This is a genomic window from Rhizobium sp. USDA 4016, assembly GCF_056279705.1.
This window is the reverse complement of the sequence record NZ_JBWCCY010000002.1, coordinates 223,633-238,888: the sequence shown is the minus strand read 5'-3', so window position 1 is coordinate 238,888 and position 15,256 is coordinate 223,633. Positions and strand designations below refer to the sequence as shown.

At 58.7% G+C, this 15,256-nt stretch carries 13 protein-coding genes and 1 pseudogene; 5 read left to right on the top strand and 9 right to left on the bottom strand.

The window, feature by feature from the left end; all coding sequences use genetic code 11:
* Positions 1 to 100: 100 nt before the first annotated feature.
* Both ACZ9DP_RS02030 and ACZ9DP_RS02025 read right to left on the bottom strand, forming a co-directional pair.
* Positions 101 to 1,099 carry a hypothetical protein gene (locus ACZ9DP_RS02030; RefSeq protein ID WP_476200001.1) on the bottom strand — a complete coding sequence of 333 codons (999 nt, stop codon included), beginning with the start codon at positions 1,097 to 1,099 and terminating at the stop codon, positions 101 to 103.
* Between the two features lie 323 nt (positions 1,100 to 1,422).
* Positions 1,423 to 2,256, bottom strand: coding sequence for a helix-turn-helix domain-containing protein (locus tag ACZ9DP_RS02025; RefSeq protein WP_476202157.1), 834 nt, complete (start codon positions 2,254 to 2,256; stop codon positions 1,423 to 1,425).
* A gap of 291 nt (positions 2,257 to 2,547) precedes the next feature.
* Between ACZ9DP_RS02025 and ACZ9DP_RS02020 the strand changes: the two genes are divergently transcribed.
* On the top strand, positions 2,548 to 3,453 hold the full coding sequence (locus tag ACZ9DP_RS02020; RefSeq protein WP_476200000.1) for a helix-turn-helix transcriptional regulator: 906 nt from the start codon (positions 2,548 to 2,550) through the stop codon (positions 3,451 to 3,453).
* Positions 3,454 to 3,620: 167 nt separating this feature from the next.
* Here ACZ9DP_RS02020 and ACZ9DP_RS02015 read toward each other — a convergent pair whose 3' ends face one another.
* From ACZ9DP_RS02015 to ACZ9DP_RS01985, 7 genes are all read right to left on the bottom strand, one after another.
* Positions 3,621 to 4,457 carry an alpha/beta fold hydrolase gene (locus ACZ9DP_RS02015; RefSeq protein WP_476202155.1) on the bottom strand — a complete coding sequence of 279 codons (837 nt, stop codon included), beginning with the start codon at positions 4,455 to 4,457 and terminating at the stop codon, positions 3,621 to 3,623.
* Between the two features lie 292 nt (positions 4,458 to 4,749).
* On the bottom strand, positions 4,750 to 6,345 hold the full coding sequence (locus ACZ9DP_RS02010; RefSeq protein WP_476199998.1) for an MFS transporter: 1,596 nt from the start codon (positions 6,343 to 6,345) through the stop codon (positions 4,750 to 4,752).
* On the bottom strand, positions 6,342 to 6,782 hold the full coding sequence (locus ACZ9DP_RS02005; protein WP_476202153.1) for a DoxX family protein: 441 nt from the start codon (positions 6,780 to 6,782) through the stop codon (positions 6,342 to 6,344). The genes ACZ9DP_RS02010 and ACZ9DP_RS02005 overlap by 4 nt, the downstream gene beginning before the upstream one ends.
* A 207-nt stretch (positions 6,783 to 6,989) precedes the next feature.
* Entirely contained in the window at positions 6,990 to 8,972 is a 1,983-nt protein-coding gene (locus ACZ9DP_RS02000) for an amidohydrolase (RefSeq protein ID WP_476199996.1), read from the bottom strand.
* On the bottom strand, positions 8,972 to 9,262 hold the full coding sequence (locus ACZ9DP_RS01995) for a XapX domain-containing protein (RefSeq protein WP_476199995.1): 291 nt from the start codon (positions 9,260 to 9,262) through the stop codon (positions 8,972 to 8,974). The genes ACZ9DP_RS02000 and ACZ9DP_RS01995 overlap by 1 nt, the downstream gene beginning before the upstream one ends.
* A gap of 71 nt (positions 9,263 to 9,333) precedes the next feature.
* Complete coding sequence (locus ACZ9DP_RS01990) at positions 9,334 to 10,023, bottom strand: hydrolase (RefSeq protein ID WP_074071065.1); 690 nt, start codon at positions 10,021 to 10,023, stop codon at positions 9,334 to 9,336.
* A gap of 107 nt (positions 10,024 to 10,130) precedes the next feature.
* Positions 10,131 to 11,063 carry a VOC family protein gene (locus ACZ9DP_RS01985; protein WP_476199994.1) on the bottom strand — a complete coding sequence of 311 codons (933 nt, stop codon included), beginning with the start codon at positions 11,061 to 11,063 and terminating at the stop codon, positions 10,131 to 10,133.
* Positions 11,064 to 11,182: 119 nt separating this feature from the next.
* Here ACZ9DP_RS01985 and ACZ9DP_RS01980 point away from each other — a divergent pair, with 119 nt between their 5' ends.
* The 4 genes and pseudogenes from ACZ9DP_RS01980 to tnpB form a co-directional block, all read left to right on the top strand.
* Complete coding sequence (locus ACZ9DP_RS01980) at positions 11,183 to 12,082, top strand: LysR family transcriptional regulator (RefSeq protein WP_476199993.1); 900 nt, start codon at positions 11,183 to 11,185, stop codon at positions 12,080 to 12,082.
* A 587-nt stretch (positions 12,083 to 12,669) separates the two neighbouring features.
* Positions 12,670 to 12,951 (top strand): hypothetical protein, encoded by a 282-nt coding sequence (locus ACZ9DP_RS01975; RefSeq protein WP_476199992.1) that lies wholly within the window; start codon positions 12,670 to 12,672, stop codon positions 12,949 to 12,951.
* Positions 12,952 to 13,092: 141 nt separating this feature from the next.
* Positions 13,093 to 13,440, top strand: coding sequence for a GNAT family N-acetyltransferase (locus ACZ9DP_RS01970; RefSeq protein ID WP_476199991.1), 348 nt, complete (start codon positions 13,093 to 13,095; stop codon positions 13,438 to 13,440).
* 1,515 nt (positions 13,441 to 14,955) lie between these two features.
* Positions 14,956 to 15,033, top strand: a pseudogene (gene tnpB / locus ACZ9DP_RS01965) (IS66 family insertion sequence element accessory protein TnpB); the annotation flags it as partial.
* Positions 15,034 to 15,256: the final 223 nt, after the last annotated feature.

The following is a 15,256-nucleotide window of genomic DNA, read 5'->3' as shown; positions in this document are numbered from 1 at the left end:
TCTGATGCCGCGCGAAATTACCTCGCGGAGCGTCGTTAGCACCGCTTCAGATCTCGACGCCAGGAGAGCCTTGTCGGGTCGTTGCAGTACCCTCTTGTCATCAGAGATGGTCAAACAGCCGCAAAAAGCCTCCGACGTCTGGCGGAGACCTATGTCGAGCTAGGAACTGCACTGTCGCAGTAAGCCTTCGATGCGGCTTCGAGCGTCGAGGCCAATTTACCTTGGCAAAATCAGCGGCCGCTAAGGCGACCAGCAATGCCATGTTGACAGTTTGAACACTGACATTGGTCTCGGCTTGTCGAGCCATGACTAAAGAAGCCTCGGTATTGCCAACGCGCGCCAGGCAAGTTGCGGCGTCTGAGAGACGGCGCACTCCCACCCGGACAGCGAAATGAATGAGATGGTCCAGCAGGTTATCACTCACACCCTCTTCGATGAGTGTGGCAAGGCGAAGCGCGGCGTCAGCATTGCCAAGGCTGCCTTCTGGGACGTTTTGGGCAGTCTCCATCAACAGCCATTCGATAGCGGCGGGGATGGAGCTGCGGATGATCCCCTCTTCGGCAACCTGGCGCACTTGCCGAAAATTGGTCCGCATCGTGTAAGGCGTCCCATAGTCGAGCGTTTCAGCTCGCCACCCAGCCATGAAATCGGAGAGCGGCAAGCTAGCGTAAGGGAAACCTTGCGGATCGTGCATTTCCACGCGATCGTCCCGCACGTCGAGGACGACGAGATAGTGATCGGCGCCGATCGGCCCGCTCATTCCGGGCTGATGACGCAAATGACCCATCTCGACCGGACCGGTCCAAACCGGCCCGTGCCGAAGTGCCGTCTTCAGCCGATGGAGTGCGCCGGATTCGTTCCCGCCCGCCGACACGTCCGACTCCCAACCCATCGCCTCTAACGCTTTGTCAAAGCCTGCCTCCGGCGTCCATCCATAAGGATCGAAGAAGGGTAGCCTACCGCCCACCAACTGCATTCCAAATGGACTGCCTGTCGCAAATTCGATCACTGCAGTAGATGGAGCGCAGTCACCGAACATCATCGCAAATGAGTTTGCGTAGCAGTAAGGGCCAGAGCCAATATAGGGGAAATGCTTCATCCGAAATTGTCTCCTTGCTTGCACATAGAGACACGCCAAGAGCGGCATTTTCTTCAAATTTGTCAAGAGCCGGAATAATTCAGCGGCTTATAAGGTCACACCTTCGTCGCCAGCATCCTCGAGCGGACCTACTTTCTGGACAGACGCCCGTATAATGTGGAAAAACGTTCGGGGATTGGAATTTCTGCGTCGCCGTTAAGCGGAGCCTGAGCCACTGACGGCGATGGCGTCCTGCGGATGCGACCGAGGCGGCGAGGCTTATGCGAGACCGGTTCAAAGGACAGCTGCAACGACATCGCATCCACAGGGCCCAAAATACTAACTCAGGAGTTCCGGCGCCAATTGCCAGGCGTCAGGCCGGCGATACTCGAAAAAACCCGCGTGAAATGGCTCTGATCCGCGAAGCCGCAGGCGATGGCCACCTCTGCAAGCGGCGCGTTCGAGGCCCGAAGCAACTCCCGGGCGCGATTTACCCGCTCGCTGAGAAGCCATTGATATGGTGTCATCCCGGTCGTTTCCCGAAAAGCGCGAATGAAATAGCCGCGAGACAGATTGCAAACCTTCGCGACCTCCGAAATCGAGATGTTGCCGTCGAGGTTTTCGAGAAGCAGACTTTTCGCCAGATGCTCATGCGAACGCGACAGGCTTCGTGATCTGTTGGAGGTTGCGATGGGCCGACCGCCATAGCGTTGGACCAGATAGGTCCCGATGGCAGTCGCCATTTGGTCGACGAACAGCGCGCTTGCTTCCTCGGGTTTTTCGAGTGCCGGGATCAAGGCGCGACAAAGATTGGCAAGCACGATATCTTTTGAAGCGGTTTCGGCTGCCAGCGACGTCACACCGGGAAGTTCAGCGCCTTCGGCAATCCTGATGAGAGACGCAGGCGAAATTTCAAGCAGAAGGAAATCGAAAGGACCGCTAAGATCTGCCTTGTAGCCTTCGGAGAGATCGCGGATATAGATCGAGTTTTCCGTAAAATCGTGGTTGGTCGCATGATGTTGATGATAGATGCGCCGCGTATGGCCACCGAGCGAAGATACGCCGACAACGAAACCTCGATCGCTTGCCGATGTCTTGACCTGGTCGAGCTGCATGACGCTCGTTCCCTTGCGGAAGACCGCGATATCCGATCCTGCCAAAGCCTGGTTGATCGACAACTGCTTCAGAGGACATCCAAAACCGTCCGTCGCCGGTCCAGCGGGTGATTTGATGTGACGGTCGGAAATAGGAACCAAGACGCACAGCTTTCATTTTGAAGTCGCTGGAGCTGGGTTCTGACCCACTTTGGTGGCTCAGGCCTTCCGCGCTGACTTCTGGTAGGTCGCCGAATCTCTTCGACGAGGATGCTTTTGTTCAAGATAGACGTTTGAAAGGTGTATAGGAACCTTCAAGGCGTGGCATTTCAGCGGACGGCTATACAGTCCCCAGCCCGGATGATCGAGACACATGTGAGTGAAGCGTTGGCGGCCAGTGAGAGAATTGCGGCATGTTTTGGTGTCGAGGCAGCGAGGGCGCTGGCGATCAGGCCTCTTCGCGAGGCGAAGCTCTCTGTCGTTCATCTTGACCACTCCTATGAAGACGGCGAGCATCCTGTTTTCCTTCCGGCCGATGACGCCTTCCTGGTCATGCTTTATCTCGTCGATGTCGACCATTCCGACATCTGGCCAGGCCGACCTCCGGCACCTTTCAAGAGGTATCCCAGGGGCTCGATTTGTCTAATCAGCCTGAAGGATGGAGCCGCAATCTCCATTCGCGGTCGGTTTGAGGCCCTTGCGTTTCATATCCCGGGCTCGCATTTTGCCGAGCTGGCGAAGGATGCAGGAGAACCTCGCGTCGATGACCTTGCGACCTGTCGCGGGGTTGACGATCAGGTGATCCGCAATATTGGTGGAGCACTGATGCCGATGTTCGATATGCCGGAAGAGGTAAGGGATACGCTGCTTCCGCATATCGGGCTGGCGTTAAACGCCCATCTCGCGCACCGTTACGGACGGTCGCCCGCCCAGCGCCTGTTGGCCAGCGGTCAGCTGTCTCCTATGCAGGAAAAGCGCATCAAGACGTACATAGCTGCGAACTTATCGGGCAACATACCGGTCGATAAGATTGCCGACGCGACCGGTTTTTCATCGGATGAGCTCCGTTCCGGCTTCTTGAATACGACTGGGCAGTCCGTTCTCGAATGGATTTCGGCGTGTCGAATGAACAAGGCCCAATCACAACTGAGCCGGACCGGTGAGACCATCGCCCAAGTGGCTGAAACGTGCGGTTTTGCGGATGAGCACACATTCGTCGAGACCTTCACGAAGGCCGTGGGAGTCACTCCGGGGGAGTGGCGCTCACGCAACCGGCACTAAAAGAATTCACGATCGAGCGGCGCTACGCTACGATCTTTCCCACGTCCATTCCCGTCGATCTCGGCTTTGAGGAAGAAGCCCAGGAATGTTCTGATGAGGACCATTTTGGATGGGATTGTTTCGCGCGAATCCGGATGCGGCGCTAACAGCCGCACCCGGCTCACTAATCAGCCCTCGACGAACTTCAAGAGATCGGCGTTCAGGACATCGGCATGGGTTGTCAGCATGCCGTGCGGATAACCCTTGTAGACTTTGAGAGTACCGTTCTGCACCAGCTTCACGGACAGTCTGCCGGCGTTGTCGATCGGCACGACCTGGTCGTCGTCGCCGTGCATGACGAGGGTCGGAACGGTGATTGCCTTCAGGTCTTCCGTCTGGTCGGTCTCCGAGAAGGCCTTGATCCCATCGTAATGCGCCTTGGCGCTGCCCATCATGCCCTGCCGCCACCAATTCTGGATGACGCCAGGATAGACCTTAGCGTCGGGACGGTTGAATCCGTAGAATGGACCGGTGGGAAAGTCGACGAAGAGCTGCGCGCGGTTTTCGGCAACGCCCTTGCGAATGCCGTCGAAGACTTCCATCGGAAGGCCGCCGGGATTTGTCTTGGTCTTCAGCATCAGCGGCGGAACGGCGGCGACCAGAACAGCCTTGGCGACGCGGCTGGAAGGCTGACCGTATTTTGCGACATAGCGGGCGACTTCACCGCCACCTGTCGAGTGCCCGATATGAACGGCATTCTTCAGGTCGAGGGCTTCAACGAGAGCGAAGGCGTCGGCGGCATAGTGGTCCATATCGTGACCGTCTGCGACCTGCGCGGAGCGTCCGTGACCGCGTCGGTCATGGGCGACGACGCGATAGCCCTTGGTTAGGAAGAACAGCATCTGTGCGTCCCAATCGTCCGACGAGAGCGGCCAGCCATGGTGGAAGACGATCGGCTGGGCATCCTTCGGACCCCAATCCTTATAGAAGATTTCGACGTCGTCCTTAGTGGTGATGTAGCCCATTGTATTGTCTCCTTTAATTGAGGCGGTGGTGGAAGCAATGTTGGCCGCAAAGCCGAACGACGAGGGGAGCACCATGGCCGCGGCGGCGGCAGCTCCGGAAAGCAATGCGCCGCGGCGCGTGATGGAAGGGTAGTTCTCAGTCATTTTCGCGTCCTGCGATCCCTGTCTTGTGCCCTCAGGCTGTGTTCGTCCGTTAGCGCGATATGCAGTCGAGAGCCAATGCCGACAATTGCACCAATAGCTTCGAATTGATTGCGATTTTCGCAACAATGGAGGCTCTCTGCTGGCCATCTTAAGCCGCGCCGGGCCGGTTGATTGCCAGGAAATGCCGGACGACAGGCTTGTCCGTCCCTGAATGATAGGCAAGCATCTGACCTTGAAGATCGGCGTCGGCGTTCGACACCCGCTTGTGCTGTCGGAGATGTTCAGCCCAGGATTCCACCATGAACCATTCGACGATCTTTTGCGGATCGGCAGAGTCTTCCGTCACACCCCATCCATAGGCACCGTCACGCCGCCGCTCGTGGGACATTTTGTCCAGTGCATGCAGGAAGGCGGCGCGATGATGTTTTTCGACATTGTATTCGATCAGGATCAGGACCGGGCCTCGATCATGCGGAACCGGTTCTGCGACGAGTGGTTCGGGCCAGTGGTTTGACGGGACCAGATCGGCATCGCCCGACGGCAGCTTGATACGGTGCATGATCAGTCCAGCCACGAGCAGTCCGCCCGCACCGATCACCAATGTGCCCGACACGCCGGCAACTTCGCCGACAGCACCCCAGCCGAGGCTGCCAGCGGTCATCGCACCGTTGAAGACAGTCAGATAGACGGCAAGGCCCCGCCCCCGCACCCAGTTCGGCAGGATCGCTTGCGCGGCGCCGTTGAGAGTAGTGAGGGCGGTGATCCATGCTGCACCGAGGAACAGAAGGATAACGACCGCCAGCCATTGGGGTGGAGCCAGCGACAGCGCCGCCATGACCAACGCCGTCACGAGCGCAGATCCGAGTAGCAGGCCGTCGGCATCGAGACGCTGCCGCAGCCGCGGCATGACGAGCGCACCGCCGATTGCACCTGCACCGACAGCGCCGAGAAGGATGCCGTAGAAGCTGGCGTCACCGCCCAGGAGTTGGCGCGCGACCAACGGAAGCAGCGCCCAGACAGCACTGGCGAACGCAAAGAAGATCGTCGCTCGAAGCAGCACGACATGAAGCGTCGGGCTGGCGCGGGTGTAACGCAGTCCTGCCCGGAAGGCGCCGAAAAACCCTTCCGACAACGCGTCGTTGGCATCCTTGGCGCGCGGCCACCAGATTAACGCCGCGATGACGAGGACGTACGTCGCAACGTCGACGCCGTAGGTAACGGCGGCACCAAAAGCGGCAAGCAGCAAGCCACCAGCCGCAGGACCGATTGAGCGCGCAATATTGATGCCCAGCGAATTCAGAGCGACGGCACTCTTCACATCTTCGCGAGGCACGAGTTCGGGCACAACCGCCTGCCATGTCGGTCCCATGAGCGCCGCACCGATACCACCAAGGAAGGTCAGTCCGATCAGTGAACTGACGGTGAGCAATCCTGTATGGGCAAGAGCCATCAACGTGAGACTGACCGAGGCAAGCAGGATCTGCACGGCAATCAGGAACTTACGACGATCGAGGATGTCCGAGAGAACGCCTGCCGGGATTGCCAATAGGAAGATCGGCAGCGTGCCGGCCGCCTGCACCATGGCGACGGCCGCAGGGGCAGCGGAAAGATCGGTCATCAGCCAAGAGCTGGCGACGTCGCGCATGAAACTGCCGGTGTTGCCCAGAACCGTGGCCGCCCATAGCACCGCGAAGACGGAGTGACGGAGCGGTGCGAAGCTACCGGAGGATTTTGTGACGCTCATTTACTCGTTCCCTTGGCGATATCGATTGTTGCTACGATCACGAACGCGCCAGCGAGACCGAGATGTTCGAAGAAGGCGTTCATTGCCATCATGCGATCCATCCCGGAAGGCATTTCCCAGAATCGAAGCGCAACGAGGGTCGCGAGAAGGGTGAAACCGGCGAGAGCCAGAGCACCCGCCCAGCGCCCGAAGCCGGAAACCACCATGGCGGAGGCCGCAAGCTCGAAGGCAATGACGGCACCGGCGAAGAACGTTGTCGGGTGAAGCCCGAAATGCTCCATTTCGGCAATGGCGCCGTTAAAGTCGAAGATCTTGGTTAGCGGCCCCTGGATGTAGGCGGCGCAGAGAGCAAGAAGCGCTAGGGACCGCGTTGCCGGCGCCGCGACGGCACCCGCGAGAAGCGCGCTTAGGCGGCCCGTGGACGAAGAATGATCAATCATGTCTGCTCCTGTAGTGTTGGCCGGTCGAACCGAGCGGCACTGTTTCGGCTTGTGGAGCGATATTGGCCGGAAAGATTGCCGCCAACAATTGCATCAATAGTTTTGAATTAATTGCGATTATCGCAATAAATCTGCGCTCGTAGGTCGAGCGGGCAGCGCAATCCGCTACCCATTCCATTCGCTGAGCACCATGCGGGCGTCGCTTCACACCGCCCAGCACGAGCAACCGAGAGCTCCGAAGAAGCCTTTGAGGTCGGCTATCGGCAGTTTCGATGTCCAGGCGCTGGCATGGTCGTGACCATGTACGCCGCAATCGCTGGCACAGCCACAGGAGGCGATTGCAGTACGACGCAGGGAATGGCGACCAGCCCCTTCCGGTTCGCCCCAGCCGGCATAACCGCCGAACTTGCGCACCGGCGACCAGTCCGGCATGGCGGGTGGCACGTCGTTTTCGTCCAGCGTCTTGAAGTCGCCGGCGCCGTAGACGATCTTGCCGCCGACCATTGTTAGGTCGGAGGTGAGGAAGGAGATCTCATCCTCGGCGCAGGAGAGGAAGTCCTTGTCCGGCACGATCAAGTCAGCGAACTGGCCCTTTTCGATGCGGCCCTTCTTGCCTTCCTCGTTCGAGAACCATGTAACCTTTTCAGTCCACATGCGCAGCGCCGTTTCACGGTCGAGGCAATTGGCACGCGGATAAAGCTGCATGCCGCCGAGGGTCTTGCCAGTCACCATCCAGGAAAGCGAGACCCAAGGATTGTAGGAAGCGACACGCGTCGCGTCCGTGCCGGCCGAAACGTTGACGCCCTTGTCGAGTATGCGCCTGATCGGCGGCGTCGCCTCGGCGACCCCGTGGCCGTATCGCTCGACGAAATATTCGCCCTGATAGGCCATGCGATGCTGCGTGGCGATGCCGCCGCCAAGGGCCGCGATGCGGTCGATCGAGCGATCGGAAATGGTCTCGGCATGATCGAAGAACCAGTTCAGGCCTTCGAGCGGGATGTCCTTGTTGACCTTCTCGAAGACGTCGAGCGCGCGGCTGATCGTTTCGTCATAGGTCGCGTGAAGACGCCAAGGCCAACGGTTCTCGGCGAGAATGCGCACAACACCCTCAAGGTCCTCTTCCATTTCCGGGGCCATGTCCGGGCGCGGCTGGCGAAAATCCTCGAAATCGGCGGCGGAGAAGACCAGCATTTCGCCGGCACCGTTGTGACGGAAATAATCGTTGCCCTGCTTGTATCTGACCGTCTGCGTCCAGTTGAGGAAGTCCTCCTTCTCCTCCTTCGGCTTCTGCGTGAAGAGATTGTAGGCAAGCCGGACAGTCAGCTGATTTTCGTCCGACAGCTTCTGGATCACCGCATAGTCGTCCGGGTAGTTCTGGTAACCGCCTCCGGCATCGATGACGCCGGTGACGCCGAGCCGGTTCAGCTCGCGCATGAAATGGCGGGTGGAATTGACCTGGTAGTCGAACGGCAGTTTCGGCCCCTTGGCGAGCGTCGAATAAAGAACGCCGGCATTCGGCTTTGCCAGCAGCATGCCAGTCGGGTTGCCATCGGTATCGCGGGTAATTTCCCCGCCCGGCGGATTCGGCGTATCGCGGGTGTAACCGACGGCACGAAGTGCGGCGCCGTTCAGGAGCGCCCGGTCATAGAGATGGAGCAGGAAAACCGGAGTATCGGGCGCGATCGCGTTGATCTCTTCGATCGTCGGCAGGCGCTTTTCGACAAACTGATGTTCGGTGAAACCGCCGACGACTCGCACCCATTGGGGGGCTGGCGTGATCGCCACCTGCCGCTTCAGCATGTCCATGGCGTCGGCAAGGCTGCGGATGCCATCCCAACGCAGTTCCATATTGTAGTTGAGACCGCCACGCACGACGTGGGTGTGGTTGTCGATCAGGCCGGGCAGCACACGTTTGCCCTTTAGATCGATCACCTTTGTATTCGGTCCGGCAAGCGCCATGATCTCGCTGTCGCTGCCCACTTCCATGAACAAGCCATCCTTGATGGCGATCGCCGTGGCATTCGGGTTGGTGCGGTCGAGCGTGGTGATCAATCCATGATGAAGGACGATATCTGCATACATTGGGGCGACTCCGGTCTTGACGGGATCGGCGGCATGGGCCGCAGAAAACAGATTTGAAAAGGCGAGGCTCGAAGCTGCGCCCAGGAAGGTGCGGCGCGTCGTCATCAGCTTTTCCCCGAGGTCGGAACTTTGTGGGGGGAGGTCACCTCCACCACGTTCGGACCGCCTTGCGGGAGGTGGCCGAACATGTGCGGCTTTACCTGATGAAGCCAGGAAAGGGCAGCAGGCTCGCGAGTCCAGATGCTTTTTGCCAGCGGCACGAGCTGCTCGCCGAGGAGGATCCCAAGCAAACCGATGAGAGCGACGACAGGCGGGGCGGGCGAACGGACATTGAGCAGGCTGTAGATCACGCCCACCAGCAGGCCGGCACCGAGTGACAGGAGATAGATTTTCATGGAGGAGACCCTTCGCTTTGGAGGAAGCAATTCGCTCCGGCAGGTGGCGTCCTGCCGGAGCGATGCCGGGTTTACTTGGCTGGGTTCGGCCCGATCCGCTTGCCGTGGCTCACCCGCTCGGAGCCGCCGTGAACGTGGGTGACGGCATAATCGATGCCCATGCCGTAAGCACCGGAATGCTCCTTCACCAGAGAGGTAACCGCCTCGTAGGTTTCCTTGCGGGCCCAGTCGCGCTGCCATTCCAGCAGGACCTGCTGCCAGGTGACCGGAACGACACCCGCCTGCACCATGCGGTCCATGGCGTATTTGTGCGCATCGACAGACGTGCCGCCGGAGGCATCCGCGACCATGTAGATTTCATAGTCGGTATCGTTCATGCAGGAGAGGGCGAACGTCGTGTTGCAGACCTCGGTCCACAGGCCAGCGACGACGATCTTCTTGCGGCCGTTGGCGGCGTTCTTGGCAAGTGCATCGCGGACGTTCTGATCGTCCCAGGAGTTCATCGAGGTGCGCTCGAGAATGTCGTTGTCGGGGACGACGGCGAGCAGTTCGGGGAAGGTGTTGCCCGAGAAAGAGTCGGTCTCGACGGTGGTGATCGTGGTCGGGATATTGAAGATCCTGGCTGCTTTGGCAAGGCCCACGACGTTGTTCTTCAAAGTCTGGCGATCGATCGACTGGACGCCGAAGGCCATCTGGGGCTGCTGGTCGATGAAGATGATCTGGCTGTTCTGCGGGGTCAGGACTTGAAGCTTGTTAGACATCTCGTGTTTTCCTTCTAGTTGGATTGAAGATAGCAAATGGGGCAGGGATCGCTGCGCGTCTTGAACGTTGGGACGCTGGATTGTCGGAAAGCAACCTGGCTGGAACATTAGGCCGCAAGTGGCGTAAGCCCGGCCTCGATTTGGGCACGGTAAGGCTCGTAGCGGCCCGGTAGCTTCAGAGCCTCGCCAAGGTGCGCTGTGTCTTCGTCGCGGTTGAAACCGGGTTCGTTGGTGGCGATTTCGAACAGCACGCCGCCGGGGGTGCGGAAGTAGATCGCCCAGAAGTAGTCGCGGTCGATGACCGGGGTGACCTGGTAACCCGTATCCATCAGCACCTTGCGGACTTCGAGCTGTTTTGCGCGATTCTCGACAGCGAAGGCGATGTGGTGAACCGAACCCGCGCCCTGCCTTGCGAAGGGCGTCTGTGGAAGGGCCTCAAGGTCGATCGTGTCGGCACCATTGCCGCCGGGGATAATAAACCGGGTGACGGCACCTTCGGTCTCAGTGCGCTGGTAGCCCATGAACTCGAGCAGTTCAGCGGTGGCGGCTGTGTCGTGCAGGCGGAAACGCGCGCCGGAGAAACCACGGATGGCGACGCTGTCGGCGATGCCGGATCCGTTCCACGCAGTACGGACGTCACCGGCCGTTTCGATCAGGGCAAGACCTTCACCATCCGGACCGATAAAGCGCAGGCGGTTGGCGCCGAAGGTTTTATCTGCTTCGAGGAGGTTCGTATCTTTCGCGGTCAGGCGATCCTGCCAGAAGGAGAGAGAGCCTTCCGGAACGGCGAACTGTGTCTCGCTGACTTCGCCAACGCCGGGGCGGCCGCGCATCACGTCGGGGAATGGGAAGTAGGTCATGACAGTGCCGGGGGTACCAGCCTCGTCGCCATAGTAGAGGTGGTAGACGTTCGGATCGTCGAAGTTCACGGTCTTCTTTACGCGGCGTAGCCCAAGGGTGTCCGTGAAAAACGTGTTGTTCTGACGGGCATCAGTTGCCATCGACGTAATGTGATGCAGTCCGTTGATTTCCTTGATCATGATGCTTGTCTTTCCGTAGCTGCGTTGTTCGTGTGGTGTGATTGAAAATCTACGCCAGTTGATCAGCCGTCGGAATTGCAATAAAACTTGCGAGTGAATTGTCCGGGATGAAATAATAGATGAACGACTATAAGGCTCTGAGAACCTTTCTTCTGGCTGCCGAGAAGCGAAACTTTGCGCAAGTCGCGCGCGAACTGGACATGACGCCCGCAGCGGTCACCAGAGCGATCGCCGCCTTGGAGGAAGACCTTGGGGTGCAGCTCTTTGTCCGGACCACGCGTCAGGTGTCGCTGACGACCGACGGGGCGATCTACGCTGCGCAGATCCAGCCGGCGATGGCTGCGCTGGAGAACGCCCGCAAGGACGTGATGAACACGCACAAGGCCGATTACGGTCGGCTGCGGATCAGCGCGCCGACCTGGTTCGGTCAGCAAATTCTGCCACCTATCTTGTCGGGCTTCAGGGAGCGCTATCCGAAGATCACTTTCGAAATCTCCCTGACGGACGGTCTCGTAAACATCATCGATGACGACTACGACCTCGCTGTCCGCATCTCGGCCGCACCGTCCGACAAGTTCACGATCTGGCGGAAGATCAGTGTCGTGCGCCGTATCCTCGTCGCCGCTCCAGGGAGCCGATTCGCAAACATGAAGCATGCCAGCGAGCTGACCCCTGACGACTGCCTTGCATACAGCGGCGCGAGCAAACGGGAGAACTGGGCGTTGTCGGACGGCAGTGGCAGTACCAACATCTCAGCAGGGCGCGCGTTTAGCGCCAACAGCGGCGAAGTCCTCGCAAGTATGGCTGCCGACGGGGCGGGTGTCGCCATGCTGCCGAAGTTCCACGTAGCCGAGCAACTGCGCACCGGAAGGCTAGTCCACGTCCTGCAGAACTGGTCGCCGCCGGATTTGTGGCTGACGCTCTATTATCCGCCCTATCAAGCGCTGCCCCCGCGCATTGCATCGTTTTCGAAATTCTTCGAACAACAAGTACCGGCGTTTATGACGGCAATGGAATGACCTTCGCCGTGATGAAGTGGACTGCGCTGCTATTACAAAAGCCGTTTAAGACAATATTACAGCATCCTAGGCGCCAGGTTTTTGGATAGAGGTTTTAACCGCATCCGATCACGGGCCGTCAGTTCGATCCCTTTCAAGGCGAAGGACTGCCGCGGCCGATAGCTGCTGTCCACCGTCTCCGGAGCACCGGCGGCAAACCTGATGCAAACTCAGCCGCAGCTCGCGCTATGCCGAAGAGATCCTTAGCGTTTGATCTGCTCTTACCTTATCTACGACGAGTTTCTTCGCAATTCCCTCGACACGCGACTACGCCTCACAAGCAGCTGAAGAGCTCATCAACATCCGGCACTCTCTATTGCAAATACACAACGCGAGTGGAATGGGGGCCCTTCTAGAAAAAAGCATAACGAAGCTAAAGACCACTCGAGAGCGGGCGGTCGAAGTCCAAGCTCGAGCGCCCAGCAGGCATTCGAAAACATCACAAAGTTCGCGCGCGACACCATGGATGAGGAACGTCGCAGGCGTGCCAAGGAGACGGAGCGGTTACGGCAAGCTCGGCTGGCCCTGGAGAACAAGGAGACCCGATCTTGAACGCCAGCCGGATCCGGAACATGTCCGCGGCCGAGCGGCGCGGCGCCCTCGACGACCTGGCGTCCAACCTCGAACGATACGCCGGCTATGCTTGGGTAGAGGGGAACGAGGCTCTCGAGATGGTCATGAGATCGATAGGAACCGCGATAAGGTCTGCATCTTCGGACATTGCAGCGACAGACGTGTCCCTCGCGGAGGAGGTAGCGGCCAAGGCGGTCAGTCTCCTGGTCACATTCCACTGCTTTTATCCGGACGTTCGGAAGCAGACCGTCCACTAGGCGAGCGATTATCAAGCAAAAGAGTTGAGGTGTTTAACCCTGCAGACCGAGGATCTGGGAGGACATGATGGAATATCGAGAGGCGGCCCCTGAAAACGACGACGACATCGTAGCTCCACTACATGGCAATCTTGGATAGCTATGGAACCGACCCGGAGCACGATTCGCAGTTTCCTTCAAAAGGGGCGGCGAAGTAGGCAACTCGCGACCTTCATCGCCTTCGACGGAACCTTCCCGGCAGGATCTGTGTCCTGCCAGCTCCACTTGATCCCATATCCGGCAGTGCTGAAGCCCGAGCACATGTCGCAGGGCTACATCTGGAGCGTTTGGGTCGCTCCCACCTACCAGGAAACGCGGCATCTCGACGGAGCTCGCTCGATGGCTGTCGACTACCTGCGGGAAGCCGGCTGCACGGGCGTCGTGTTGCACGCATCGGAGGCGGGAGAGGGTGTCGATGAGATTTCAAGATGGCCCATGAGATGCACCTGAAGTTCTGACGGAGCCGGTCGAAGATCGGTTGCAGGTTGATATGCGCAAGACACTCCGACTAGCGTCTTGTGAGATACTCCTACGACGACGTAACGGGTGACAGAACGTCGGCGAGACCCCCAGCCTGGCCCACATTTCGCTGCACGCCGAACTACAGACTGATGTCCTTCGTGATCGCGGCAATCGAAGGCACTCTTTGTTTCGCGGCCATCAGCAGATCGAGTTCTATAGATGACGGACCGAAGCGCTGGAAAAGGTCTTCGGCAGTGTCCGGCGCGAGATGGTATTTGCTCTGGAATTCCTCAAGCGAGTAGGGCGCGCCCCGCGAACCGGCCGACGTCGCTCGAGCTTGATTTGGGTTGCCATTGTGAAAGCTCCTTTCTCGATGAGCGGCACAATGAGCAACTGAGAAATTGGTTCCTTTCCAATGCCGGGTCACCAGTACATGTCGATGCCGCACGCCTGGATCATCAAACTCTTCGAGCCGCAGGAATGCGCGAATTACTTCGCTGCTGCCGGATATGACCCCGATTAAAGTGGATGCACTCTAGATCACCAATCTTGCGGCCCACCCCCCACTTACGCTCCGCATCATTGTGCGGGTCGTTGAGCGATCACCACGGGCTGCGTTCGTGAATTTTGTTTGTGTAGAGAATGACTCACGTCAGCGGTAATCGCGTCGGTCAAATGGAACATAACCCAACGCTAAACGTTGAGTGACGTCGGAGTGTAGTTACGAGTAAATGCACCGTGCTAGGCACTCCTAGGAGACGTTATATGGATATCACCACGCTTCTCATCATAATTCTGATCGTTGTTCTGCTTGGCGGCGGCTGGTACGGCCGAGGACGCTGGTATTAAGCGACGCCGCGGAGACTTGTCCACGCAGGTACTCCCGAGATATTACTGGCAACTGTGGCCATCGGTAACGCCACTCCGCGCCGTCGTGAAAAAACACGCGGCAACGGCCCTATTCCGGAGTCACCGCCAGTAATGGCGCTTATCCTGGGGCTTTTTTGGACCCGAGTGCCGGAGTCGGGAGTGGGTGAACTGCTGTCCTCTGGTCCCTCACGGAAGAGGCCGTAGGCGACCGCATAATTCGCCCAAGAAAGGTCCATTGAAGTCAAAGGCGATGACGCCGCCAAGGAGCCGAAGAGGGCAGATGGTGGTCTTGCCGAGGACGTAGGGTCTGATGCTGCTGACGAGGAGCAAGCCCGACGCGGTACGAAGATATTCCACCAAACGGCTCGCAGGATTAAGAAAACCATAGCGCCCCTGGCCCACTTTAGACCATGCCGTCAATTCAAAAGTGATCATTGTCCGGCAACGGACCGACTGAAATCAATTGGATTTGACGCAGGGATTAAAAACGGACGGCATCCATCGCGCCTGGCCTGATCGAACGTTCTTCAACAAAATGTCGGGGTGTTGGGACTCGATAGAACAAGCTCGCAGCCACAATTCTGCTAGAATTCTCGGAAGCACCGGCCCAAAATCGCTCCTAGTCCAGCTTAGCTAGATCGACTTCGCTGCATTTACTGGGATGGGTCAGGCATGATCCTGGCGACGAAGTGGCTCGAGGCGGGCAAGTTTGGTCATCGCGCGCTTGAAGCAGGAGAGACATTGGGGCGCGTCGTATTACAAGTATAGGTCTGCAAAGGGAAAACATGCTGGAACAAGGGAGAGACGGTTCGATTCGGATCAAGGTGATGCAAATCGCCGGCCCGGACCGGATCGCTGTCGCGGATGGCTCAGGCAGAACGACCACTTCTTTCCGTGATTACCGGTATGTTGCTGCCGTCGAGGATTGTCCCCG